The 24,225-nt window shown below is 70.0% G+C and carries 26 protein-coding genes; 9 read left to right on the forward strand and 17 right to left on the reverse strand.

Annotated features, from left to right (window positions below; all coding sequences use genetic code 11):
* The first annotated feature begins 132 nt into the window (after window positions 1-132).
* Window positions 133-498, forward strand: coding sequence for an STAS domain-containing protein (locus tag DLJ58_RS12145; RefSeq protein ID WP_124855859.1), 366 nt, complete (start codon window positions 133-135; stop codon window positions 496-498).
* Here the strand turns inward: DLJ58_RS12145 and DLJ58_RS12150 are convergent.
* From DLJ58_RS12150 to DLJ58_RS12170, 5 genes are all read right to left on the reverse strand, one after another.
* Entirely contained in the window at window positions 435-1,721 is a 1,287-nt protein-coding gene (locus tag DLJ58_RS12150) for a PP2C family protein-serine/threonine phosphatase (RefSeq protein ID WP_124855967.1), read from the reverse strand. The genes DLJ58_RS12145 and DLJ58_RS12150 overlap by 64 nt on opposite strands.
* Window positions 1,722-1,923: 202 nt before the next feature.
* Window positions 1,924-3,417, reverse strand: a complete 1,494-nt coding sequence (gene zwf / locus DLJ58_RS12155; protein ID WP_124855860.1) for a glucose-6-phosphate dehydrogenase — start codon at window positions 3,415-3,417, stop codon at window positions 1,924-1,926.
* Between the two features lie 326 nt (window positions 3,418-3,743).
* Window positions 3,744-4,037, reverse strand: coding sequence for a DUF1877 family protein (locus DLJ58_RS35135; protein ID WP_124855862.1), 294 nt, complete (start codon window positions 4,035-4,037; stop codon window positions 3,744-3,746).
* Between the two features lie 45 nt (window positions 4,038-4,082).
* The gene (locus tag DLJ58_RS12165) at window positions 4,083-4,316 is read right to left on the reverse strand and encodes a hypothetical protein (RefSeq protein WP_124855864.1); all 234 of its coding nucleotides are present in this window, start codon (window positions 4,314-4,316) and stop codon (window positions 4,083-4,085) included.
* 70 nt (window positions 4,317-4,386) lie between these two features.
* A complete protein-coding gene (locus tag DLJ58_RS12170) occupies window positions 4,387-6,366 on the reverse strand; it encodes an acyl-CoA dehydrogenase family protein (protein ID WP_124855866.1) in 1,980 nt (659 codons plus the stop codon).
* 267 nt (window positions 6,367-6,633) lie between these two features.
* Here DLJ58_RS12170 and DLJ58_RS12175 point away from each other — a divergent pair, with 267 nt between their 5' ends.
* Together DLJ58_RS12175 and DLJ58_RS12180 are read left to right on the forward strand one after the other, a co-directional pair.
* Entirely contained in the window at window positions 6,634-6,861 is a 228-nt protein-coding gene (locus DLJ58_RS12175; RefSeq protein ID WP_124855868.1) for a PRC-barrel domain-containing protein, read from the forward strand.
* Between the two features lie 74 nt (window positions 6,862-6,935).
* Entirely contained in the window at window positions 6,936-7,214 is a 279-nt protein-coding gene (locus tag DLJ58_RS12180) for a BON domain-containing protein (protein WP_124855870.1), read from the forward strand.
* A gap of 26 nt (window positions 7,215-7,240) precedes the next feature.
* Here DLJ58_RS12180 and DLJ58_RS12185 read toward each other — a convergent pair whose 3' ends face one another.
* Together DLJ58_RS12185 and DLJ58_RS12190 are read right to left on the reverse strand one after the other, a co-directional pair.
* On the reverse strand, window positions 7,241-8,842 hold the full coding sequence (locus DLJ58_RS12185; protein WP_124855872.1) for a polyketide antibiotic transporter: 1,602 nt from the start codon (window positions 8,840-8,842) through the stop codon (window positions 7,241-7,243).
* Complete coding sequence (locus DLJ58_RS12190; protein ID WP_124855874.1) at window positions 8,839-9,729, reverse strand: ABC transporter ATP-binding protein; 891 nt, start codon at window positions 9,727-9,729, stop codon at window positions 8,839-8,841. Before DLJ58_RS12190 ends, DLJ58_RS12185 begins: the two co-directional genes overlap by 4 nt.
* A 208-nt stretch (window positions 9,730-9,937) precedes the next feature.
* Here DLJ58_RS12190 and DLJ58_RS12195 point away from each other — a divergent pair, with 208 nt between their 5' ends.
* From DLJ58_RS12195 to DLJ58_RS12205, 3 genes are read left to right on the forward strand one after another with little or no spacing between them, the layout of a single operon-like run.
* On the forward strand, window positions 9,938-10,864 hold the full coding sequence (locus DLJ58_RS12195; protein WP_124855876.1) for an ABC transporter ATP-binding protein: 927 nt from the start codon (window positions 9,938-9,940) through the stop codon (window positions 10,862-10,864).
* Window positions 10,842-11,630, forward strand: coding sequence for an ABC transporter permease subunit (locus DLJ58_RS12200; RefSeq protein ID WP_124855878.1), 789 nt, complete (start codon window positions 10,842-10,844; stop codon window positions 11,628-11,630). The genes DLJ58_RS12195 and DLJ58_RS12200 overlap by 23 nt, the downstream gene beginning before the upstream one ends.
* Window positions 11,631-11,690: 60 nt before the next feature.
* Window positions 11,691-12,740, forward strand: a complete 1,050-nt coding sequence (locus DLJ58_RS12205; RefSeq protein ID WP_124855880.1) for a PucR family transcriptional regulator — start codon at window positions 11,691-11,693, stop codon at window positions 12,738-12,740.
* A gap of 88 nt (window positions 12,741-12,828) precedes the next feature.
* Here the strand turns inward: DLJ58_RS12205 and DLJ58_RS12210 are convergent, their stop codons facing one another.
* From DLJ58_RS12210 to DLJ58_RS12225, 4 genes are all read right to left on the reverse strand, one after another.
* Complete coding sequence (locus DLJ58_RS12210) at window positions 12,829-13,128, reverse strand: BON domain-containing protein (protein WP_124855882.1); 300 nt, start codon at window positions 13,126-13,128, stop codon at window positions 12,829-12,831.
* Between the two features lie 110 nt (window positions 13,129-13,238).
* The gene (locus tag DLJ58_RS12215) at window positions 13,239-13,514 is read right to left on the reverse strand and encodes a GlsB/YeaQ/YmgE family stress response membrane protein (protein WP_124855884.1); all 276 of its coding nucleotides are present in this window, start codon (window positions 13,512-13,514) and stop codon (window positions 13,239-13,241) included.
* Between the two features lie 175 nt (window positions 13,515-13,689).
* Window positions 13,690-14,307, reverse strand: coding sequence for an STAS domain-containing protein (locus tag DLJ58_RS12220; protein ID WP_124855886.1), 618 nt, complete (start codon window positions 14,305-14,307; stop codon window positions 13,690-13,692).
* 148 nt (window positions 14,308-14,455) lie between these two features.
* The gene (locus DLJ58_RS12225) at window positions 14,456-14,872 is read right to left on the reverse strand and encodes an STAS domain-containing protein (RefSeq protein WP_124855969.1); all 417 of its coding nucleotides are present in this window, start codon (window positions 14,870-14,872) and stop codon (window positions 14,456-14,458) included.
* Window positions 14,873-15,026: 154 nt separating this feature from the next.
* On the opposite strand from DLJ58_RS12225, the gene DLJ58_RS12230 reads away from it, so the two are divergent.
* Genes DLJ58_RS12230 through DLJ58_RS12240 form a run of 3 tightly spaced genes read left to right on the forward strand, consistent with a single transcriptional unit; the run spans window position 15,027 to window position 17,628 of the window.
* Window positions 15,027-15,716, forward strand: coding sequence for a response regulator transcription factor (locus tag DLJ58_RS12230; RefSeq protein WP_124855888.1), 690 nt, complete (start codon window positions 15,027-15,029; stop codon window positions 15,714-15,716).
* Window positions 15,713-17,068 (forward strand): sensor histidine kinase, encoded by a 1,356-nt coding sequence (locus DLJ58_RS12235; protein ID WP_124855890.1) that lies wholly within the window; start codon window positions 15,713-15,715, stop codon window positions 17,066-17,068. Before DLJ58_RS12230 ends, DLJ58_RS12235 begins: the two co-directional genes overlap by 4 nt.
* Window positions 17,065-17,628 carry a GerMN domain-containing protein gene (locus DLJ58_RS12240; protein ID WP_124855892.1) on the forward strand — a complete coding sequence of 188 codons (564 nt, stop codon included), beginning with the start codon at window positions 17,065-17,067 and terminating at the stop codon, window positions 17,626-17,628. The genes DLJ58_RS12235 and DLJ58_RS12240 overlap by 4 nt, the downstream gene beginning before the upstream one ends.
* Window positions 17,629-17,851: 223 nt before the next feature.
* On the opposite strand, the gene DLJ58_RS33815 is transcribed toward DLJ58_RS12240, so the two are convergent.
* The 6 genes from DLJ58_RS33815 to DLJ58_RS12275 all read right to left on the reverse strand — a co-directional run bounded on the left by DLJ58_RS33815 (window position 17,852) and on the right by DLJ58_RS12275 (window position 24,201).
* On the reverse strand, window positions 17,852-18,340 hold the full coding sequence (locus DLJ58_RS33815; protein WP_158629574.1) for a hypothetical protein: 489 nt from the start codon (window positions 18,338-18,340) through the stop codon (window positions 17,852-17,854).
* A 212-nt stretch (window positions 18,341-18,552) separates the two neighbouring features.
* Complete coding sequence (locus DLJ58_RS12255; protein ID WP_124855896.1) at window positions 18,553-18,912, reverse strand: VOC family protein; 360 nt, start codon at window positions 18,910-18,912, stop codon at window positions 18,553-18,555.
* An 80-nt stretch (window positions 18,913-18,992) separates the two neighbouring features.
* Complete coding sequence (locus DLJ58_RS12260; protein WP_124855898.1) at window positions 18,993-21,464, reverse strand: ABC transporter permease; 2,472 nt, start codon at window positions 21,462-21,464, stop codon at window positions 18,993-18,995.
* On the reverse strand, window positions 21,461-22,222 hold the full coding sequence (locus tag DLJ58_RS12265) for an ABC transporter ATP-binding protein (protein WP_124855900.1): 762 nt from the start codon (window positions 22,220-22,222) through the stop codon (window positions 21,461-21,463). Before DLJ58_RS12265 ends, DLJ58_RS12260 begins: the two co-directional genes overlap by 4 nt.
* A 111-nt stretch (window positions 22,223-22,333) precedes the next feature.
* A complete protein-coding gene (locus tag DLJ58_RS12270) occupies window positions 22,334-22,990 on the reverse strand; it encodes a response regulator transcription factor (RefSeq protein WP_124855902.1) in 657 nt (218 codons plus the stop codon).
* The gene (locus DLJ58_RS12275) at window positions 22,978-24,201 is read right to left on the reverse strand and encodes a sensor histidine kinase (RefSeq protein ID WP_124855904.1); all 1,224 of its coding nucleotides are present in this window, start codon (window positions 24,199-24,201) and stop codon (window positions 22,978-22,980) included. Before DLJ58_RS12275 ends, DLJ58_RS12270 begins: the two co-directional genes overlap by 13 nt.
* Between the last annotated feature and the right edge of the window lie 24 nt (window positions 24,202-24,225).

Raw genomic sequence — 24,225 nt, forward strand, 5'->3', positions numbered from 1 at the left:
CCAGGATCGGTGCCGCCCTCAGCGCCGACTCGCCAACGGCACAGACGCCTCGCGGCATCGTAGAACAAGGCCAGACTGCCGGCCCAGGCGGCGGAATAGGGTAAGCGGGATAATCGGCGTGGGGAGTGTGTTGTGCAACTGCTGTTGTCGGTGCGGCCGGGCCGGGGTTGCACCGTGCTCGAGGTGCGGGGCGAGTTGGACATGGCGACGTCCCCGCAATTGCGGGAGGCTCTGCAAGGGCTGATCAACGCCGGTGACCGTCAGGTGGTGGTCGATCTGGCGGGGGTGAGATTCATGGACTCCAGCGCGCTTGGTGCCTTGGTGGTGATGTTCAAGGCGTTCCGTGCTGGCGGCGGTCGGTTGAGCCTCGCCGCGGTGCAACCCGCCGTGCACCGCATCCTGACCATCACGTCGGTGGATCGAGTTGTTGATGTCTATGACAGTGTGCGGGCGGCCGAAGCTGATGTGCTCTCCTCGGACGGTGCGACCGGCCGGTAGTCAGTCGGCAGCGCGCTGCTGGCACGCGTCTGGTCGGCGCCAGCGCTCGTACGCCGCTGCTCGCGGTGCCCACCGTGCCAGTCGAGGATGAAAAGGGTGGCGTCATCGGTCAGGTCCGGTCCGTTGACCTCGAGTACGGCGTCGGCCAATGCCCGGGCAGCCTCGCGCGGGTGCAGACCGGCGATCGACCGCAACATGGCCGGCAGATCCAGGCTGGCGGCACTGCGCTCCTGCACCCCGTCGGTGACCAGGACCAGACGGTCGCCCGGTAGCAGCGTGATCTCACCGGCGCGGTAGTCGGCCTCGGCGAACATGCCCAACGGGTAGCCGGCCGGTAGCGGCACCGTCCGGGTGTTCCCGTCGCGTACGAGCATCGGCGGCAGGTGCCCGGCGTTGAGCAGCGCGCACACCCCGGTGCGAAGATTCAGGCGGCCGAGGATCGCGGTGACGTAGCTGCCCGGCACGGCGGTGTGTCCGGCCACGTCGGCGTTCGCGGTGGCGGCCTGCTCCACCAGACCCACTCCGCGGCGGCGGCTGTTGCGCAGGCTGCCCACACCGAGGGTGGCCGTCAGCGCGCTGGCCACCCCGTGACCCATTGCATCGGTCACGCTGAAGTGCAGGAGGTCGCGGGCGAGGCTGTAGTCAAAGGTGTCCCCGCCGATGCTCGCGGCGGGTTCCAGCCACCCGGAGAGGGTGAACGCGCTGGCCTCACAGGTGAACGAGGCGGGCAGCAGGCGGCGCTGGATCTCCCCGGACAGGGTGAACGGGGTCGTGCGTTGCCCCCACTCGAACAGGTCGGTGTACCGCCGGTTGGCGATCACCACGAACGCCAAAACGTGCGCCGTGCGGGCGATCTCCTCCAACGCCGGCGTGGTGGGCTCGTCCGGCAGGATCATCTCCAGCAGGCCGATCGCCTCACCGCGGTCGGTCACCGGCGCCAACACCGTCCACCGGTCAGACTGCGCGACAACCTGCACCGTCTGCGTGCGGAGCGCCTGCTCGGCGGGCCCGCCGTCGAACGGCATCACCGTGGCGACCTCGGCGCCGTCCCGACGTCCCGCTGCGGTGTCGTCAAGCGGCACGTGAGCCAACCGGACCAACGCCCGACCGCTGAGGTCCGCGATCAGGAACGCGACGGTACGTGCCCCCAGCGCTACACCGAGTTCCCGGGTGACCGCCTCGACTGCGTCGACCGGCGAGGCGTTCTCCGTCGCGTCCAGCATCTGAGCCACGATCCGTCCTCGACTAGTTTCCACGGTCGCAGCCTACGAGACCGGCCGGTCAGCGCCGAGCACGAGGATCCGCACCGCCCGGGATGGCCGGCCGTCGACTCGGTGACCGGTTCACTGAGAGGACCGGGCTGCGCGTCGATGGTGAGACCAAGCGTTCGGGCTCAGCAGCGCGGTGCCACTCGTTGTGGCAGGGTCACGCGGAGTTGCGCCACTTGCGGCCGTGCCGGCCGATGAGCCGGTCGGCGTCGGTCGGGCCCCAGGATGCGGCCTCGTAGGTGGGGATCGGCGAGTTGTCCTTCTCCCAGTTGTCGATGATCGGGTCGACGATCCGCCAGCACTGCTGCACCTCGTCGCTGCGGATGAACAGCGACGCGTCACCGATCAGCGCGTCCAGGAGCAGACGCTCGTACGCCTCCGGGGACTCCTCGACGAACGTCTGGTCGTAGGAGAATTCCATTGTGGCGGTGCGGACCCGGAAGGAGTGGCCCGGCACTTTGGCACCGAAGCGTAGCGAGATGCCCTCGTTCGGCTGGATCCGCAGGATCAGCGCGTCAGCATCGAGGCCGGTGAGTTGGTCGGTCGGAATCGGCAGGTGCGGCGGCCGCTGGAACTGCAGTGCCACCTCAGTGAGCCGGGCCGGCAGGCGCTTGCCGGTGCGCACGTAGAACGGCACTCCGGCCCAGCGCCAGTTGTCCACGTTGAGCCGCATAGCCGCGTAGGTCTCGGTCCGCGACAGGGGATCGACGCCGGCCTCCTCGCGGTAGCCGGCCATCAAATCCTCGCGGGTGCCGCCCCGGGTGTACTGTCCCCGGACCGCGGCCTCAGCGATGTCCCGGTCGGTGGGAAGCCGGATCGCCTGCAGGAGCTTCACCTTCTCGTTGCGTAGGCCCTCAGCTTCGAATGAGGCCGGTGGCTCCATCAGTGCCAGCGCGAGGACCTGGAGCACGTGGTTCTGCACGATGTCCCGCATCGCGCCGGCGTCTTCGTAGAAGCCGCCGCGGCTGCCGACGCCCAGGGTCTCGGCGACGGTGATCTGCACGTGGTCGACCCAGGAGCGATCCCAGATGGGCTGGAAGATCGAGTTCGCGAAGCGCAGCGCCAGCACATTCTGGACGGTGTCCTTGCCCAGATAGTGATCGATGCGAAAGACCTGGTGCTCGTCGAACGCGCTGTGCACGACGCCGTCGAGCTCGCGGGCCGTGAGCAGGTCACGCCCGTACGGCTTCTCGATGACCAGGCGGGAGAAGGAGCCTTCGCGTGGCTGGTTGAGCCCGGCACCGGCCAGTCCGTTGATCACCGGCTCGAAGGCCCCGGCCGGGGTGGACAGGTAGAAGAGCCGGTTGCCGGACGTGCCCCGCTGTGCGTCCAACTCGTTGAGGGTCTCCACGAGCCGCTTGTAGGTCTCCGGGTCGTCGTAGCCGCCGGCCACGTACCGCACGCCGCCCTGGAGCTGGCGCTTGCTGGCGAGGGTACGTTCGCCGAGGGCGCTCTCGGCGAACTGCTCGTCGGTCATCGACGTGCGCGCGACGCCGACCAGCGCGAACTGGTCCGGGAGCCGCTCGTGCCGAGCCAGGCTCTCGACTGCGGGCAGCAGCTTACGCCGGGTCAGGTCACCGGAGGCACCGAAGATCACCAGCGTGGCCGGCGGGGCACTCCGCTCCTGGATGAGCTGAGATGCGTGGTCCATGGTCTGCTTCCTCCGGGCACAAGGGGTGTGGGGTTTGGGGGTGTGCTGTCATGCCAGGAATTGTGGCTATGGCGGTAGTGTCCGGGGGCCACCCGGCGTGGCCCGTTGGTCGCGGAGCTTGAGCGTCGCATGCCGGGCTACCGGATAGGCGATTCGGTGGCCTCCCCATCACCGCCGCAGGCGACATATGGAGATGCCTACAGGTCCTGCGACCGACTGACAATCTCAGACAATGGCCAAGGAGCACCGCCTGGCCCTGGGCCGCCGTCGAGCGGTAGAAGCGGCAGAGCTCCGCGAAGACCGGCGCGAGGAAGCTGTCGAAGTCGTCAGCGCCGTTGACCCATCCGCCTGAACGAATGTCTGCGGCCCTGAGGGCGCCTGGGTCGAAAGCGGTCGCGCGACGCGTCGACGTCCAGCATGCCGAGCGCGATGGCGACGACGCGGACCGTTTCCACATCGAGGAGGCGTGCGGGACCGTAGCCGCCGTCGTCGCCGATCTCCTCGCCGCCGAGGACGGCCGTCGATCTCCCCGGCGGTACGGGCGTGCAGGTGGTGCAGGGAGGGTCAGGACTTGTGCAGATCCAGGTCTGGACCGGGCATGCTTCGGCGGTAGAAACCAAACCAGAGCGCGTACTGCGTCCACCCCGCCTGCGGCTCCAGGTTTCCTAGGACCCGTCCTCTGTAATGACCTCCTCGGCGTATCCGAACGGGTTGTCCGCGCCCTCGGTCTCGGCCAACCGGTCGGCCGGCGCCTGCGCCACCGGGTGACCGGTGTCGTCGACCAGCCCCGGCGCCATGCTGCCACCGTGGGCGTCCTGTACCGCCCGGGTGCCGCGGGCCGCCTCGTCCTGCGGCACCCCGGTCTGCTCCTCGTCACGCTGCTGTTCCCGCTCGGCCATGGGCGTCCCTTCCTCGGTCCTGACCAGCGGCGGTACCCGCACGAGTGGCCGGGAAACCGATCAATTACGCCTACGCCGGTACTACCTGAGAATCGCCGGCGGCGTCATGAGTGGCCATCGTCTCCTGCCGTACAGGTTCCTCTCTCAAGATGGCGCAGTGCAGCCAGGAGTCCGGGATGGCGAAGCCGTCCACGAGCATCCGCATGTGCGGGCGAAGCTCTTTGAGTAGAGCGTTGACCACGCCGGTGATCGCCTTCGAGCGGGCCGGTGTGAGCCGGCCGTGTTCCAGGAACCAGCCCTTGTTGGCCTCGATGACGCTGAGCGCGTACAGGTCGCAAACGCGGGAGAGCAGTGCCCGGACCGCGGTGTCGGTGGTGTCTTCGATGCCGGCGACGAACGCCTCCAGGGTGACCCGGTCGGTGTGCGCGGCGGCGACGGCGAGGACGTGGTCCTGGACGTCGTTGAAGATGTCGAAGGGCTGGTTCTTCTTTGTGGCCGCGCCGTTGCGCAGGCGGCGGACCGCGCCGTCGAGGAGGTGCCTCTCGCGGTCTTCGAAGGCCTTGAGCTGCCAGCCGCGGTCGGTGACGGCGACCTCGTCGTCGCGACCGGGTACGGCGCTGATCAGCCGCTCGATGAGCGACCGTGCGGCGGTGCGTTCGAGCACCATCTCGCGGACCTGCTCGGCGACGAAGGAGGCGCGCCCCCAACCGTCCAGCGAGCCGAACTCGTCCCGGTAGCCGGTGAGCAGCCCTTTGGCCACCAGCTGCGACAGCACCGTGTTGTCGCCCTCGAACGTGGTGAAGACGTCGGTGTCGGCCTTGAGGCTGGGTAGCCGGTTCTCGGCCAGGTAGCCGGCACCGCCGCACGCCTCGCGGCACATCTGGATGGTGCGGGTCGCATGCCAGGTCTGCGCGGCCTTGAGACCGGCGGCCCGGGACTCCAGCTCCCGCTGCCGGTGCTCGTCGACCGGCCCGTCGCCGCCCTGCACCTCACTGAGCGCGGCTACCAGCTCGGTCTGGGCGAAGTGCAGCGCGTACGTGGTGGCCAGGGCGGGCAGCAGCTTGCGCTGGTGGGCCAGGTAGTCGTTGAGCAGCACCTCCCGGTCCGCGTCGGGCGTGCCGAACTGGCGGCGGATGTCGCCGTAGCGCACTGCGATGGTCAGCGCCGACTTGGTGGCCGCCGACGCGGCGCCACCCACGCTCACCCGGCCGCGGACCAGGGTGCCGAGCATGGTGAAGAAGCGTCGGGAGTCGTTCTCGATCGGGCTGGAGTACGTCCCGTCCGGTGCGACCTGACCGTAGCGGTCCAGCAGCATGTCCCTCGGCACCTGTACGTGGTCGAAGGTGAGCCGCCCGTTGTCCACGCCGAGCAGGCCGGCCTTGGGCCCGGCGTCGCCGATGCGCACGCCAGGCAGCGGGTTGCCCTGCGCGTCGCGGATCGGCACCAACCACGCGTGTACGCCGTGCCGCCGGCCGTTCGTGATCAGCTGCGCGAAGACGACCGCCATCCGCCCGTCCCGGGCGGCGTTGCCGATGTAGTCCTTGCGGGCCGCCTCGTGGGGGGTGTGCAGGTCGAAGGTCTGCGTCTGCGGGTCGTACGTGCAGGTGGTGCGCAACTGCTGGACGTCGGAGCCGTGCCCGGTCTCGGTCATGGCGAAGCAGCCGAAGATCGTGCCCGAGACGATGTCCCGCAGATAGGCGTCGTGGTGCCGTCGGGTGCCGAGGGCCGCGACCGCGCCGCCGAACAGCCCCCACTGCACGCCCGCCTTGACCATCAGCGACAGGTCGACCTGCGCCAGCATCTCACTGGCGATGATCGAGCCGCCGACGTCGGAGCTGCCGCCGTACTCGGTGGGGAAAGCCGACGCCATACCCAGCTCGGCGGGGAGTTCGGTAAGCAACCGGGAGATCCGCTCCCGTGCCTGGTCACCGGTCTCGCCGTACACCGGGAGGAAACGCGCGTCGAGGTGCTCCCGGTGCGCGTTGCGGACTGCGGCCCACGGTCCGTCGAGCACGTCCCGCAGGCGAGCGAGGTCGATCTGATCGGGCACGGTTCCCCCTCAGCTAGCGGACATATGCGTACAGGTCGTACTCGATCAAGGATACCGGCGTCAGTAGCCGTTCGCGGAGACCGTGCCACCGCCGTCGCACCGCCCCCTCCGGCGGTGGTGATCCGCCAGCCGCATCCCCGCCGGAAGCGAAGGACGGGCACGGCCAGTCGTCACGAAAGTGGGCAGGAACCGTCATCGTTTCGTCGTCTAGTCCGGGACGTCCTTCGGGTAGCGCAAAGGGAACAGATGCTACGGAAGGAGAAGCTCATGCCACCCGCCACGACGGCGATCCTGGTCAAGCTCGGTGACTCCGGCCAGACGATCGCAGCTGCCGAGCAGGACGTGCGCGGCAGGCACGTCCTCGACGTCGACGGCGACGACCTGGGCAAGGTCGACGACCTGCTGATCGATCGCGACGAGCGCAAGGTGCGGTTTCTGCGCGTTGAGCACGGAGGAGTTCTCGGTATCGGCCCGGTCCCCCCGACCCGACGCTGAGTTCCGGCTACCCCGACCGGTGTTTCGGCGGCCGGACGTCAGCCACCGGAACACCGAAGCACCGAGGAGGCACGATGACCTACGTCCCCTGGTTCTTTCCCGACGACCCGCCATCGCTGTTCCAGACCGGTCCGACCTCTGCTGATGCCCGTCTGGCCTGCCAGCTGCTTGAGCGCATGCAGCGGGATCCCCGGTTGCGTCACGAACGCGTCTGCATCGAGGTGCAGAACCGCGTGGTCATCCTGGAGGGAGTGGTCACGTCCGCTGACGTGAGCACGGAGGCCCACGCCCGCGCCTGGAGCACTCCGGGAGTGCACGACGTCAACAACCGGCTGCGCCTGTTGGAGCGGTGAGCGCTGGTTTGCGACGGTGACCACGGTCAGGCAGACAGGTCCCGACGGCGGTAGCCGACCGTGCCGGCGACCACTCCTGCCGCGGCGATGCCGGCCATCACCGACGCCGCGACCCCTGCCGGCGCGGTGGCCGGCACCGCGGCCAGGTGCGCGAACGGGGACAGCGCCCGGATCCAGGAAGGCGCGCCGATGCTGTCGGCAGTGACCTGCCACATGAACCCGCCAGCGGCCGGCAGTGCACCGATCGCCGCGACGGCGCGCGGTGTCCATCCGAGCGCCAGGGCGGCAGCTCCCAGACACAGCAGCATGACCGGCACGACGTTCCAGGCCCCGGCAAGAGCGTCGCCGGCCGAGAGGCCGGCGTGGACGGTGGCCGTGCCGGCCCACATGGCGATGCCCGCGACCGTGATCAGGAACAGCGCGGCGCAGCCGGCGACGGCCGCTTCAGCGGCCAGCAGCCGCAGCCGGGTCACCGGTGCGGCCAGTAGCAGGGTGAGACGCCGGGCATTCTCGTCCGCGGCGACGGCGGCGAGCCGCACGGCGACGAACACCCCGGCCGGAACGGCCAGCAGCGCGTACAGGGTGGCCGCGTAGCCTTCGACCGTGCCGAGTGCCGGGAAGCCGGCCTGGGCCGCCATGGCTGCGAACTCGGGGTTGCCGGTCAGGAATTCGGTCATGGACCGGGCGATCAGGCCCAGGAGCAGGAAGTACGCGCCGATTCCGGCCGACCATGCGACTAGCGGTCGCACCGTGCGCCGTACAGCGAAGGCGGGCACCGAACCGAGCAACGCGGTACGCGCCGGCCGGCTGCCGGGCGTCGCAAGAATCGCCGCGCCGACGTCACGCCGCGCCGCAAGCCGACCGGCGAGTGCCAGCAGCAGCACCGCGGCGACCGCCAGCAACGACACCGGCAACCCTCGATTGCTGTCGAACGGACGGGTCAGCGCCAAGAGGCCGAACGGGGACAGCCACCGAAGCCAGGCCAGCGCGGGCGCACCGTCGCCGACCATCCGCGTGAGGAGCCCGACTACCAGGACGGCGGCCGCGGCACCGTTGGCCGCCGAACGGCTGACGAACAGCTGCGCGGTGACGCCCCCGACGGCGACGAAGAAGAGCCCGACGGCAGCGAGGCCGGTGCCGTGCAACAACGAACCCGTGGCGTCCACGCCCGCAGCAATCATCGCCGCCGCGGTCGCCGCTCCAACGAGGACCGGAACGACGGCCAGCACACCGAGGTGCTGACGGACAGCCTCAGCGAGGGTGATGCGGCCGGACAGCAACAGACCCCACCGGCCCGCGTCCTCCTCTCCGCGGGTGGTCCGGCTGGCGGCCAGCATTGCCCACACTCCGAGCAGGACCGCCAGGACGGTGCCCGTACGCCACACCGTGAACCCGCCCGCATGGTCGAGCGCAACCGGCTCGCCGAACAGGGTGCGGATCGCGGGATTGCTTGCCAGCGCCGCCAAGGCGGCCGGATCGAGCGCCTCGCTGTGGTAGCCGGCCACGACCAGGGCGGACATGCCCGCGCACACAGCGGTCACGACCAGGGCACCACGGCGCACCTGGCGCACCGCGAGCCCCCTCAGCACATGCTCCGGGCGGGCTGCTGCCGCCATGGTCGCGATCATCGGGCGTTCTGCCCGTAGTAGGCGAGGAAGATCTCCTCCAGGCTCTGCTCGCGGACGATGATCGTCGCCACATCAGCGTCGGCCAGGGCGCGCAGCGCCGCGGCGGGGGAGCCGTTCAGAGTGAACCGCACGGTCGCGGCGCCGTCCGCGTGCAGGCCGTGGACGCCGTGGACGCCCGTGAGGTCCGGTGGCGTGCCGGTGAATGTCGCGGCCACTTCGGTGTGGTGCAGTCGACGTAGCTGTGCGACGGACGCCACCTCCACCAGTTCGCCGGCGCGCAGGATGCCGACGCGGTCGCAGACGGCCTCGACCTCGGCGAGCTGGTGGGAGCTGAGGAACACCGTCTGCCCGTTGTCGCGGGCAACGCCGACCGCCTGCCGGAACTGCAGTTCCATGAGCGGGTCCAAGCCACTGGTCGGCTCGTCCAGCACCAGCAGAGGTGCCCGGGTGGCGAACGCCGCGATAAGAGCAACCTTCTGCCGGTTGCCCGTCGAGTAGGTGCCGGCCGCTTTGGACACGTCCAGCGCGAATCGTTGAACGAGCTCATCGCGGTAGGCGGTGTCCGTGCCGGGGCCGATGCGGGCGAGTAGGTCCAGCACCTCGGCGCCCGTCATTCGTGGCCACAGCGCCACGTCCGCCGGCACGTAGGCGAGCCTGCGGTGGGCCGCGGCGACATCGGCGGCGTCGGTGTCGAAGACCCAGGCCCGTCCGGAGGTGGGTCGGGCAAGGCCGAGCAGCAGCCGGATCGTCGTTGACTTTCCGGCGCCGTTGGGGCCGAGAAACCCGAACACCTCGCCCGCCGGCACGTCGAGGGTGAGGTCATTGAGGGCGAGTAGCCGCCCGTACCGCTTGGACAGATGTTCGGTGCGCAGGGCAGAAATGCCCATCGGAGCCTCCAGAGTCGCAGCACGACATGACCTGCCGACCAGACTTCCCGGCGCACCTGACGTGAGGGTACTCCCGGCTGTCGCGGCGCGGAGGCCGTCCGGTCTGGTGTTCGGACTACTGGCTTCCGATGTTCGGCAACAGCCTTGGCGTCATGTCGGCCGGATGCTGACCTGGATGCCGGGTAGGAAGGCCGGCGACGATGTGGGCATGACAAGCGACATCGCCCTACTCACCGAGGACCTGACCAAGTTCTATGGTCAGCGTCGCGGTATCGAGGGGCTCAACCTGGAGGTTCGTGCCGGGGAGGTGATGGGATTCCTGGGACCGAACGGAGCCGGGAAGACCACCACGATCCGGCTGCTGTTGGACTTTCTGCGCCCCAGTCGTGGACACGCGACTGTGCTCGGGCTCGACCCGCGCAGGGACAAGGCCGCACTGCACCGTCAGATCGGCTATCTGCCCGGCGAGCTCGTTTTTCCCGGGCGGGACAAGGCGGATGACCTGCTGCACTTCTTCGCCGCGGCGCGCGGCGGCGTGGCCTGGTCGCAGGTGACCGAGCTCGCGGAGCGGCTCGACCTGGACCTCTCGCGCTCGGTACGGACGATGAGTAAGGGCAACAAGCAAAAGGTCGGGTTGGTGCAGGCGTTCATGCACCGGCCGGCGGTACTGGTCCTGGATGAGCCGACCAGTGGCCTGGATCCACTCATGCAGCAGGAGTTCCTGGCCATGGTCCGCGACGCCAGTGGTGCTGGGCAGACCGTTTTCATGTCCTCTCACGTCCTGGCCGAGGTGCAGCAGGCGGCCGACCGGGTCGCCATCGTCCGCGATGGCCAGTTAGCCGCGGTCGAGCGGGTTGAGTCGCTGGGGAAGCGGGCGGTCCGCGCCGTCGAGATTCATTTCGATGATCCGGTGGACCCGACAGAGTTCAACGTCCTGCCCGGAGTAAGTGACGTGGTGGTGTCCGGGCCGGTGCTGAAATGCACTGTCGACGGCCGTATCGACCCGCTGATCAAGGCGGCGGCGCGTCATGAGGTGGTGGACATGTTGTCGGCCGAACCCGACCTGGAAGAGACGTTCCTGTCGTTCTACTACCACGGGGAAGGAGCCGGCGATGCTTCCCGCGCTGGTGCGTAAGACCTGGCGTGACGACCGCCTGGCATTGTTCGGGTGGGCCGGTGGCGTCGCCGCTTTCACCGCCATCTACACCTCGTTCTACAGCCAGTTCCAGGGAGCCGCGGAGCTGAAGCAGGACGCGCTGCCCCAGGGCATGCTGGACTTCCTCGGCATCGCCGACATGCTGTCACCGGCCGGCTATCTGCAGGCGACGATCTTCAGCCTGGTCGGCCCACTGCTGGTCCTGATGTGCGCCATCACGCTGACTGCCCGCACGATCGCTCGGCCGGAGGAGGACGGCGGCATGGAGCTGATGCTGGCCAATCCGGTCTCGCGAGCCGCTTTCGCCTGGCAACGGGTGGCCTCCGCCGGCAGCGCGCTCACCGCGATCGCCGCCATCCCCGGGATCCTGCTGATGATCATTGTCCCCTGGATCGGCATGGACATCCCCCTGTCCAACGTCGCCGCCGCGTCCGCCGGCCTGGTCGCCCTGGTGTGGAGCTTCGCTGGCGTCGCCTTCCTCGTTGGCGCTGCCACCGGAAAACGGGCTGCCGTCCTCGCGATCACCGGCGGCCTTGCCGTGGCCGCCTACATGGCCAACGCCATCGGCGGCATGCTCGACGGGTGGCACTGGGTGCGCTGGCTGTCGCCGTTCCACTACTTCATCGGCACTGACCCGCTGCACACCGGCTGGCATCCGGTCGAGCTTCTCGCCCTCGTGCTCCTCGGTGCCGCAACCACGACCGCCGGAGTCATCGTGTTCGACCGCCGCGACATCGGTGTGTAAATCTGAGGCTGGTGGCCTCCGGTTACCGGCGGCCACCAGCACGCCGACAAGGAACAGCCCATGAGCGACGACAATTGGCTGGCGGCCGACTGCCAGGATCTGCTGTACGTCCCGGCCAGTTCCCGGCGTCAGTCAGCGGTCAATCTGGGTGCCCGCGCCGCAGATGAGGGGCTGACGCTGCGTGAGCTTGTTGCCGGTCTGCTGGATGCCACCACTGCCCACTGGAACGCCACCCCGCTCGCCTCGACCGACACCGCCGTCGCCGTGTATTCCCGCGCCGAGACACTGCTGGGTACCGCCCGTGTCCTGCTCACCGACGCTGTCGACGGGTACAACCGGCAGAACCGCGCCGAGCTGGATCGCCACGACAACGAACGTGCCGCGTTCGTCAACGACCTGCTCACCGGCCGCGCCGACCCGGGCGGTCTGGCCGAGCGCGCGCACCGATACGGCATCCGCCTGTCGGCCACCCACACCGTCCTCATCGCCCGTGCGGCCGGCCTGACTCACGGCGTCACTAACCGCATCGATGCCGCACTGGCCTCCAGGTTCGGCGAAGGCAACACCCTCACCACCCTCCGCGACGACGAGCTGGTCTGCATCAGCGCCGGCGGCCTACGCGGCATCGCTGCCGAACTCGCTCACCTGCTCCTCACCGAACTCGGCGCGGGCAACTGGCAGATCGCCGTCGGCCGCACCCAACCGGGGGTGCACGGCCTGGCCACGTCCCTCGACGAGGCCCACCACACCCTCGACTACGCCGTCAGGCTCGGCTTCACCACGCCCGTACTCAATGCCGCCGACCTGCTGGTGTTCCCCGTGTTGCTGCGTGACCGCGACGCCATCACCGACCTGGTGACCACGGTCCTCGGACCACTGACCACGGCGCGCGGCGGTGCCGAGCCGTACCTGGAGACCCTGACCGTGCTCTTCGACAACCAGGGCAACCACACCGCGACAGCCCGGCAGATGCACCTGTCCGTCCGCGCGATCACCTACCGACTCGACCGCATCCGCGACCTGACCGGCTACCACCCCGGCGAGCCGACCCAACGCTTCACCCTGCAAACAGCCGTACTCGGCGCTCGACTACTCGGCTGGCCGCCATAGACCCCCTGGCGCGGCAGCGCAGCACATCCCTGGAGGGTCATTCGCGCCTTGCAATTGGCCCTGAGCCGGAGTCACCGATGATCGTCGGTCACCAGTGGCTTCGCCGCGGGCCGCTGAGCCGCAGTGTGTTGCAGAGGTCGAAGACGCCCGGCACGTCGTAGGCGAGGTCCGCCGCGACCTGCCGCGCGTTCGCGTCACTCACCACGCCGGCGAGGATGACGACCCGGTTCTGCACGGAGACGGTGATCTGCTGGCGCCTCGTGGTCCAGTCGATGCTCAGTCGTTGCGCGACCAGCGCCTCAAGTCTCAGGTCCTCGTGGTCCGGCTCGGGCTGGTGGGAGGTGTCGGCGAACCAGTTCTCATCGGGCAACGGCCATGGCAGGTACACGGTCAGCTCCTTGATGGTGACGAGGCCGGGCGGGATAGCGGACGGTGAGCCGGCGACCTGCCTGACCGTGCTCGTGGCTGGCTCCTGGTGCTGGCTGCGTCGTCCCCGGTTCAGGGGGAGTCGGATGGGTCGGGCCTGGCGGTGGCCACGACGAGTACGACGCCGATGACGGCGAGGCCGGCCTGGATGACCAGGGCCAAGAGGTTGAGGGTGCTGGTGTCGACGCCCGCGAGACGGGCGACGATGCTGCCCGCCAGCGCGGCGACCACCCCGACGGACACTGTCAGCCAGATCGGGGCCTCCTGGCGTCCTGGGACGACGAGCCTGCCGAGCAGGCCGACAGCGACGCCGACGAGGAGCGCGGTGACGAGACCAGCGATGCTCATGGGCTCCCTCGGATGTCCTTCGAGTACGAGTGCTACGACAAGGTGGGGTTGGTTCTGGAGAATCAGCCGTGCACCAGCGGCCATTCGAACGGCCTTGGCTCCTTGCGATCCGATCCCTGGGTACCGGTTGTCGCTACCGGTGGCGAGGATGCCCTCGGCCCGGGACCGAGTTCGATCAGGAAGGGGCGGCCGTGGCGGCGGTGGCGGTTGACCGCTCCGACACCGACCCCTCGGACAGTTGGGCGAGGGCGTCCTCGCGGCTGTCAAAAGTGGGAAAGGCCCCGTCCAGGCGCATCGTGTGCAGGACGGTGCGGATGAACCGCGACGGCGCGGCCAGGCAGAGGGTGGCCCCACGGTCTCGGGCCTCGCGGTGGGCACGGACGAGGTGACCGAGGCCGGTGGAGTCGATGAGGTGTACTCGACTCAGGTCGACCACGACGTGTCCGCCCATGTCGGCCGCGTGCCGCAGGGCGGTGCGCAGGGTGTCCCCGCTGTCGAGATCGACGTCACCGCCGGCGGCGACAACGGTCACATCGTCGAGGTGGTCGATGCCGAGGATGCCACCAGGACCGTGATCGCCGCACGACGCGTGGCCGCCACCAGAAGGCGGCAGCAGGCTGCAGTGCGGGCAGCGGTGCGGACCGGTGGCGAACGGGGAACCGCTCCAGCCCTGTTCGGACACCAGGGTCCAGACGACCTCCGCGTCGGGGAGCACGCACGCGGTGGCCTTGACGGTGTCGCCGCAGGTGTCGCAGATCAGGGTCATGAGGTGGTCGTCCGGGACAACTGTCATTCTTCTGGTCCTTCCTGGGTCCGTGTCTCTCCAAGCAGTGGGACACGGCATTCGTGCAGTGCCGAAGCGGCTTGGCTTCCGAGCCAGGTGTCTCCGTGCCGGGTGGCGGTCCAGCCCGATGGTGGGAAGGTGAGACCGCTGGCGCTCGTCAAGGCCGGGCTCTCACCGGGGCGCGGCCATGAGCGACCAACGCCGGTGGTGCGGAGGCGGGTTCCTGTCCCGTCCCGGGCGTGCAGGACGGCAACGATGAGGCACCGTCGACGACCGGCAGGATCTGGTCCAGATGGGCGGTGTGCAGGATGCGCCGGATGCGCGGGTTCGGGTTGCGGATGGTGAGGACCCCGTCGGCACGGGCCAGCCGCCGGTGCACGTCGAGGAGGAGGCCGATGGCAGCGGCGTCGATGTGCCGGCACCCAGACAGGTCGACCACCACCTGTGCGGGGTGTAAGGCCAACAGTCGGTCGAACACTGCTCCGGTCGCCGGCAGGCAGGCCAGGGCGAACTCGCTGATGCACACCTCGACCAGCGGCAGCGTGCACGTCGTGTTTGCCAGCGGTCCTGTCACGGGCACACTCCTCTCCTTCACCGACGCGGTCGTCTAGGACCCTGCCGTGCTGGCTTGGCGATCACCACGCGGATCTGTGACAGTTCCGTGACAAATCAGCCAACCGGCTGCCACGGTTGGCCGCCGAGCCGGTCGTCTGGGGATGATGCCCGGTATGACGGCCGTACTGGTGATCGAGGACGACGACCGCATCCGTCTGGCGTTGTTGCTCGCGCTCGAGGAGGAGGGCTACGACGCTCTCGGGACGGCCACGGCCGAGGAGGGGCTGCGCGTGCAGCGCCGCGACCCGGCCGACTACGTGCTGGTCGACTTGATGCTGCCCGGCCTCGACGGTTTCGAGTGCATCCGGCAGTTGCGCCGTCACGACGACGTACCGATCGTGGTGGTCAGCGCCCGCGACGACACGCACGACATCGTCACCGCTCTCGAAGCCGGCGCCGACGACTATGTCGTCAAGCCGGTGGCGATCAAGGAATTGACCGCGCGGCTACGCGCCCTGCGCCGCCGCGCCCGTACCAGCGTCGCAGGGCACGTGCCGGAGCCCGTGCCTGTGCTCGTGGTCGGCGAGCTGGAGATCAGCCCTGACGGGGGAGAGGTGCGCCGAGCCGGCCAACCTGTACCGGTCACCCGTACCGAGTTCCGGCTGCTGTGCGAGCTGGCCGAACATGCCGGCAGGGTGCTGTCCCGCCAGCAACTGCTCGAACGGGTATGGGGGTATGACAGCGGCGACGAACGGCTGGTCGACGTGCACGTGGGACGGCTGCGGCAGAAGATCGAGTCGGACCCGGCGAACCCGCGGCACCTGGTCACCCTGCGGGGCCTGGGCTACAAGCTGCAACGATGAGACGCCTCGGACTGCGTACCCGGGTCACTGCCGTGTTCGCCGTCGGGGCGCTTCTGCTCTCGGCGTCGATGGCCCTGGTCTCCTACGAGTTGACCCGCCGATCCCTGCTCGACGAGCGGGAACGCACCGCCCTGCGCGCGGCCTACTTCGACGCCACCGTCGTTCGCGCCGGGCTCGACACCGACACCCCCGATGTGGTGGAGGTGCTTCGGTCGCTGGACACGGGCGGGATTCGACGGCCGGTGCTGCACCTGGACGGCGAGTGGTATGCCCGTACCGCCGACCCCACCACCACCGCTGCCGTTCCCGTCGAGCTGCGTCGGGTCGTCGCGGCCGGCGAGCCCGCGGTGCAGCGGGTACGCGTCGACGGCCAATCTGTCCTGGTCGTCGGGGTGCCCCTGTCGGCGTCGGCGACGTACTTCGAGATCAACTCGCTCCGGGAGCTGGAACAGACGTTCCAGGTTCTGGCGCTCGCGCTGACCACCGTCGCGATCATGGTGGCCGGCTCTGGCGCGGCGCTCGGCTGGTACGCCACCCGGCACGGGCTACGCCCGCTGACGGCGGTCGCCGACGCGGCCGAGAAGATCGCTGCCGGTGACTTCACCGCCCGGCTCGACCCGGCCACCGACCCCGATCTGACCCGCCTCTCTTCGTCGTTCAATCAGATGGTCGACCAGTTGGCCCGCCGCATCGAGCGGGACCGGCGCTTCGCCGCCGATGTCAGCCACGAACTGCGTTCCCCGTTGCAGACCCTCGCTGCGGCGGCCAGCGTCCTTGCCCGCCGTCGGCAACACCAGGATGAACGAACCGCCATCGCGGCCGGGCTCGTCGCCGACGAGATCGACCGTTTCCAACGGCTCGTCAACGACCTGATCGACCTGGCTCGCAGTGACCAGCCCGCCCACCGGGACCCTGTGGACGTCGTGACGCTGGCCCGCGATGCCTGCCGGGCGCTCGACCTGCCCACGACCCTCGTCCATCTCGCACCCGACGTGCCGGCGGTGTGGCTGGTCGAGCGGCGCCGTGTCGCGCAGGTCCTGGCGAACCTGCTCGACAACGCGGTGACCTACGGGGGCGGTCCCGCAAGCGTCCAACTGGGCCGCGACGGTAGCGCCGGCATCATCGAAGTCGACGACGACGGACCCGGCGTGTCCGTCGAGGATCGTGAAGCGATCTTCGACCGTTTCGTCCGGGGGCGGGCAGCTCACACCCGTGGCACCGGCGACGGCACAGGGCTAGGACTTGCGCTCGTCGCACAGCACGCCGCAGCACACGCCGGACAGGTCACCGTCGGGGACCGGCCCGGCGGAGGCGCCCGCTTCCGTGTCACCCTGCCGGAGAGCCTGCCATGAACCGCCGTCATCTCGTCGTGCTGGCGCTTGCCGCACTGGTGACCGGCTGCAGCATCCCCACCGACGATGCCCCCCGCGTCGTGCAGGCCCCGCAAGGACCATTTCAGAGCTCCGCGCCCGCCGACACCACCGCACCAGCCGGCCCTGCCGCCGAAACACTCTGCTTTGTCCGCGACAACCGCATCATCTCTTTCGTCCGGCGCGTCGACCGGCTACCAACGATCGAGGACCAACTGCGGCATCTGCTGGCCGGACCCACCGCAACCGAACGCGACACCGACTTGACCAGCGCGCTGCCGGGAGCGGTCAACGCCGCCGGTGTCACCGTGATCGGCGGCCAGGCCCGCGTCGTGGTCGACAAACCCGGCGACGACGCCGGCCGCAGCGACGAGGTCCTCGCCTTCGGGCAGATCGTCTGCACCCTGACCAGCCGCGACGACGTCGCCACCGTCACGTTTTCCCGTGACGGCCGACCTCTCAGAGTGCCTCGGTCCGACGGTTCACTGTCCGACCAGCCCCTCACTCGCGCCGATTTCGCACCACTGATCACCCCGCGTTGACCTTCATCTCTTCCGCACGCTGAGCCTCGATCCCTGCCCTGAGGAGGAATGTGCGGCTTGTTGGGAACAGCGCGCCGCTCTTCGCGGTAGCTCGCCGGGCGTCGCGCAGGCTGACCGTGGCTTGCTCAGAGGCCGCTGACCCAGGTGCCGCAGGCCGCACGGATATGCGAATCGGCGGTGACCGTCCGAGTGACGGTCACCGCCGATTGCGTGGTCGAACCGGTCAGGCGGCCGAGCAGGCGGTGTCCAGCTCCTTGACGGCGGCTTCCAGGGCCTTCTTGCTGGGCTTGGCCTTGGCGGACTTGTTGTACGCGTCGCTCAGGCCCATCATCTCGTTCTGGATCTTTTCGGAGGCGGCGGTGACTGCCTCGTTGGCGCCTATCGAGTGCGCCAGGATCGCGACCGAGCCGGCGGCCCACTGGGCACTGACCGCGAAGTGCCCGGCTGGCGGGCCGATCTTCTCGGCCTCGGTGACCTTGGCCGCGTTGTCCTTGATGTCCTTCTTGATGTCGGCGCAGGCCTTCACTGTGGCCGCGTCGTTGGCCGCGGTGCTGGTCGCGGTGGTGGCCGCGCCGCCGGTCGGGGCGGCGCTCGAGGCCGCCGGGGACGGTGAGGTTGCGGCGCCCTCAGATTCGGGCTGCGGATCGCAGCCGGACATCGCGATCGCCGCCGCAACGGCCAAGCCGGTCAGGACGAGTCGAGTTCGGTTCATCGATGTTTCCCCCGTGATCTTCATGATCGGCGCACGCTACCAGCCCCGTTCGGACGGGTGGGATCAGTTTTTGGCCGACGAGCACGGAGCTCCAGGTCTGGAGCGCACGGGTGTCCTCTGTGGCTGCGACCGCGAAGCAAGGGACGTACTGAACCGACTGGAGCGCTCGGGCCGGCGCCGGCGACCCGGACGGTCACTATCGTCGTCCACCGTCAGCGGTGGTACTGGACCAGGCAGAACTCGTGGTCCTCGGGGTCGGCCATGATGACAACCACGCCCTCGTCGTGGTCGTGCCGCTCGCCGGTGAACCGGCCACCGAGATCGACGACCAGGGCCATAGCCTCGCCGATCTGGTCGACGGTGATGTCGAGGTGGATCCGCACCTTGCCTGTCCTGGCTTCCGACACCGGCTGGAACACCAGCCGTGGCTGAGGTTCACCTCGTTCACCGAGGTAGACCCAACCCTCCTGCGACGGACCGGGTTCGCGGCCGAGCACGCCGCTCCAGAACCGGGCTACCCGCTCGGGGTCAAGGCAATCAATCGTCTTTGCCGCGGCCGTGGGACTACCCATAGCCGGGACACCAGGGCGACCGTGCCGCCTCAGCGATGTACGCAGAGGCGGCACGGTCGCCGATAGTCGAGCCGCGACGCCTACTCCTTCACACCGATGTTGTCGATCGGAGGTGCGCTGAGCAGCCGTCGGACGGGCCACACCGTGGTCGCCAACGCCAGCAGTGTCGTGCCGCCGAGCACCGCCACCCAACCGAGCGGAGGGACGTACGGGATCGGGCTGCCGGTCAGTCCGTTGACGATCGCGCTCAGGGTCAGCGCCGCGATCGTCGCGCCGATCAGTACCGCGGTGCCGAGCAGCCCGGCCTGTTCGGCCTGGACCATCCTCCGAATCTGCCGGCGGGTGACCCCGACCAGTTGGAGCAACGCCAACTCGCGGCGGCGGGCCAGCGCGGCCATGACCATCGTGGTGGCCGCCGCCAGCGCCGCGTACCCCACCATCACGCCGATCAGCAGCCGGTTCAGCCAGGCGCCGATCGCCAGATCGGTGCTGATCAGGCGCGTTCGGGTGGCGGCGTCGAGAACCTCGGTGCCCGGTCGCCCAACCGACCAGGTGGCCAACGCGGTGTCGGCCTCGGGGCCGGCGCTGACCAGGATCTCGTCGTCGGTATCCGCGGCCGTGTGCCCGGCGACCGTCTCGGCGGCCAGCGTGACGTCGCCGAAGCCGAGGCCACGGCCGTAGATCGCGATGACGTCCAACGTGACCGGCGTGCCGTCGCCCAGCCAGAGTTCCGCCTGATCGCTGACGTCCCAGCCGGACGAGGACGCCTGCGTCGCCGACAGGGCGACAGTGCCCGCGCGCAGGTCGGCCAGGTTGCCCTCGCGCACGTCGAGGTCCATCGTCGACGTGATGCCCGCCGGGTCGACCGACTGCGCGCTGACCGGCTCGATTCCGCCGAGCACCCGCATCACCACCTGCGTACGGTGCACACCGGTCGCCGCCCGCACCCCCGCCAACTCGCGGATTTCCCGCGCCGCGTCCGCCGGCAGCCCGCCCGGAGCGACGAGCACCCGCTCGGCGAGGGTTCCCGAGCTGCTCTGCGTGGTGGTCTGCCGTTCCAGGTTGTTCTGCAGGAACCAGACCGAGCCGCCGAGCCCCACGGACAGCACGAGGGCGGTCAGGACGCTCGCCATGCCCTGCGCGTTGGCCCGCAGATTGGCCGCAGCCAGGTAGCCGCTGACCCTCCACACCCCCGGCAACAACGGTGTCAGCAGGCGTGCCGCGTACGCGTTGATCCTCGGTGCGAGCAGCGCCACCGCGATGACGAACAGGTACAGCATGCCGACCGCGCCGGCCAGCGCCCCGGTCGACCCGGCGGCACCGAGCGTGAACGCCCCGGAGGTGCCGGCCGCCGCCAGCGTCAGCACGCCGGCGATCAGCCGCACCCGGCCGCTACGCCGAGGCTCGACAGCGATCTCGCCGAGCGCCTCGATCGGCTTGATCGCGGTGACCCGGCGTCCGGCGACCAACGCGGCGAGCACGGCCACGAGGACCGCCGTACCGACCGCGGCCGGCACCGCGAACAGGCCGCCGGCCATCGGGAAGCTGGCCGGCACGAACCCCCGCTCGACCAGTTCGCCGTGCACCCAGCGGGCCGCCAGCAGGCCGGCCGGGCCGCCGATCGCAGAGCCGACCAGGGCGAGCAGCGCGGCCTCGGCGATCAGCATGCGGCGCACCTGCCCCGGCGTGGCCGCGACCGCGCGTAGTAACGCCAGGTCACGTCGGCGGTGCCGGACGGACAGCCCGATGGTGCCGGCCACCACGAAGACGATCAGCAGGACGACGTACCCCCCGAAAGCCGATCCGGCCGTGACCAGCAACGTCTGGGCGGCCTGGTTCTCCGACTGCTCGACGTTGCCACGGTCTTTCCCGGCGTATGTCGTGGCGCCGGCCTCCGACGCGATCTCGCGTACGGCGCCGAGGTCGGCGCCGGGCACCATCCGCACGCCGATCGCATCCACCCGGCCCGGGTGGGCGGACAACCGGGCGGCCTGCGCGTCGGTGAAGAACACCTCCGCCGAACCGGTCTCGGCGGTTCCGCTCACCCGGTACGACCGGCTGACCCCACCGACGACCAGGTCGATGCGGGTGCCGGGTGCCACGCCGAACCGGGTGTCGACAAGCACCTCGTCGTCGGCCCGTGGCGCGGCACCCGCGGCGATGGGACGACCGGTGAAGGCGTACGTGTCCCAGCCGTGTCCCACGGCGGCGGGTGAGCCGATGACCACCTTTTCGTCGCCGGTGACGGCCGTGACGCCCGGCACCTGGCGGATCCGGTCCACCACTGCCGCGTCCACAGTGCCGCCCTCGGGCAGCGTGACGGTGCTCGTGGTGGTGTCGCCGCCGAACTCCTTGAACGTGTGGCTGACCGTGCGGTTGGCGACGACCACGTCGGCCGCGGCCCAGAGCCGTGGCTCCGCGCGGAAACGCAAACCGGACTCGACGAGCGTGCCCATCGCCACCAGGATCAGCACGCCGGCCATCAGGGCCAGCAGGGTCGCGGCGGCGGGGCCGGCGCGGTGCCGCAGCAGGCGGGCGGCGAGGCCGGTCATCGGAGGACCCGGCGATCCAGCGATGCCAGGTGCTCGGCGATACCGCCGGCTCCGAGCTGCGGAAGGTCGGCGACGATCGCACCGTCGGCCAACACGAGCACGCGGTCCGCGTACGACGCGGCGATCGGATCGTGGGTCACCATCACCACGGTCAGCCCGTGTTCGTCCACGACCGCGCGCAGCAGCGTCAGCACCTGCGCCGCGGTCCGCGAGTCGAGGGCGCCGGTGGGCTCGTCTGAGAAGATCACCTCGGGGCGGGTGGCCAGCGCCCGGGCGATCGCCACCCGCTGCTGCTGGCCGCCGGAGAGCGCGGCAGGCCGGTGGTGCAGTCGGTCGGTGAGGCCGACCCGCTCGACCACCTGGGTCAGCCAGGCCCGGTCCGGCCGGACGCCGGCCAGGCGCAGGGGCAGCACGATGTTCTCCTCGACGGTGAGCGCGCCGATCAGGTTGAACGCCTGGAAGACGAACCCGATCCGGGTACGACGCAGCTCGGTCAGGCGGGTCTCGGACAGGCCGGACAGGTCGGTGCCTCCGATGACCACCCGACCGGAGGTGGGCCGGTCGAGCCCGGCGGCGGTCTGCAGCAGCGTGCTCTTGCCGGAGCCCGAGGGCCCCATCACCGCGGTGAAGGTGCCCCGGTCGAACCCGACATTGATGCCCGCAAGCGCAGTCACCTGGTTGCGGCCGGCGCCGTACACGCGGGTGAGGTGTTCGACGCGTACCGCCGGTTCGATAGTCTGTCCCGGATACTCCGGCATTCTGGTGGCCTCTCTCCGTGTGATCGGCAAGAACTGCGCGCACCAGAAACGCTATTGACGTGGGAGAACGGCGACCATCCCGCGGGCTGCCAGGTCCGGGTACAGCAGGCGCTACCGCCGATCGCCGTCCAGGTAGCGCAGCACAGCGGTGACCCGCCGGTCGGCACGGTCGTCCGGTGGAAGCTGAAGCTTCGCGAAGATGCTGCGGATGTGTTTGTGCACCGCGCCGTCGGTGACGAACAGCCGTTCGGCGATCGCGCTGTTGCCGAGCCCTTCGGCCATCAGCCCCAGCACCTCACGCTCACGCGGCGACAGCTCGCTCAGCGCCGTGTCCGTCCGGCGGTTGCGGGCGAGCAACTGCGCCACCACCTCTGGGTCGATCACGCTGCCGCCGTCCGCGACGCGGTGCAGCGCGGCGAGGAACTCCTCGACCCGGCCCACCCGCTCCTTCAACAGGTAACCGAGCCCGACTGCGCCGACCGAGAACAGGTCGGTGGCGAACGCCTGCTCCACGTACGCCGACAGGACCAGCACCGCGAGGCCGGGGCGGCGCCGCCGGGCCTCCACAGCGGCCACGATGCCCTCGTCGGTGTGGGTCGGCGGCATCCGTACGTCCACGATCGCGACGTCCGGCGCATGTTCGTCGACGGCGACCAGGAACTCGCCCGGAGTGCCGGCCGTGGCGACCACGTCCAGATCCTCCGCCCGCAGCAACAGGGCCAACCCCTCCCGCAGCAGCGGGTCGTCCTCGGCGATCACGATCCGCATGGCAGCTCCACGTCCATTCTCGTCGGCCCTCCCGGTGGGCTCGTCAGTGTCATCCGGCCGTCGTACGCCTCGACCCGCCGGCGGATACCGGTCAGCCCTGAGCCACGTGTCTCGTCCGCGTCGCCCTGCCCGTCGTCCTCGATGCACACCAGCAGCCGGCCGCGCTCGCGGCGTACGGCCACGTCCACCTGGCTCGCGCCGCTGTGCCGGACGACGTTGGTCAGCGCCTCGGCCACCACGAAGTACGCGGTGGCCTCGACCGAGGCCGCGCAACGCACGGTCACGTCCACCTCAAGTCGGCAGGGCACCACGCAGCTGCCGGCCAGGCCTGCCAGAGCGCCGGCGAGACCCCGGTCGTCCAGCACGGGCGGCAGGATCCCGCGCACCACCGTACGCAGCTCGCCGAGTGCCTGTTCCGCGGCGTCCTGCGCCTGCCCGAGGATCTCGTCGGCGCGGTCCGGGTTTCGGCGCACGGCCCGCCGCGCGGCGCCCAGCAACACGTTGACCGCCACCAACCGGTTCTGCGTGCCGTCGTGCAGCGACCGCTCGATCCGGCGCAGTTCGACAGCGTGGGCGTCCAGCGCCGCAGCGCGGGTGGCGGTCAGCTCGGCCACCCGCAGCGACAGGTCGACGCCCGGCGGCGGAGGCAACAGCAACCGGCCCGGCCACGCCTGGAGACGGGCCAGGACCGGGCTGAACCAGATCGCGGCGGCCAGGCAGCCGACACCGAGCACCCCGACCCAGAGCGCGTCGGACAGGCCATCGATGCGCCACCAGACGATCCCCGGCGCGGCGTCGGGGGGGACCAGCCGGTACCACAGCGGGAAGGTGCCGTCCTGCACCGCGTAGAGCGGCAGCGCGATGCCGACCAGCCCGGTCACCAGGCCGACGAGCGAGTACAGCGCGACCCAGCCCAGCTCCCGGCGTACGAAGGGATCGCGCGTCGCCGTCCGCAACCCGGCGGGCACCGGCCCCGGCGTGGGGATCGGCTCGCCCCAGCGGGACAGCCGGGTCCTCTCGCGGTCGCTCACCCAGCGCACCGCCCGCAACGCACCGGGTGCCGCCAGCAACCCCACCCCGACCAGGCAGGTCACCGCCACGATCGCCGCCCAGAGCAGCGCGCCCAGCGCCAGCGTGGCGGTGCCCAGCCCTCCGACCAGGTGCTCCAGAGCGTCGACCGAGGCGCGAACCCGGCCCCGCACGTACGCCATCGACCCACCTCCCCCGCCAACATA

Origin of the sequence: Micromonospora arida, from assembly GCF_003857035.1 — a bacterium.
Classification (GTDB): domain Bacteria; phylum Actinomycetota; class Actinomycetes; order Mycobacteriales; family Micromonosporaceae; genus Micromonospora; species Micromonospora arida.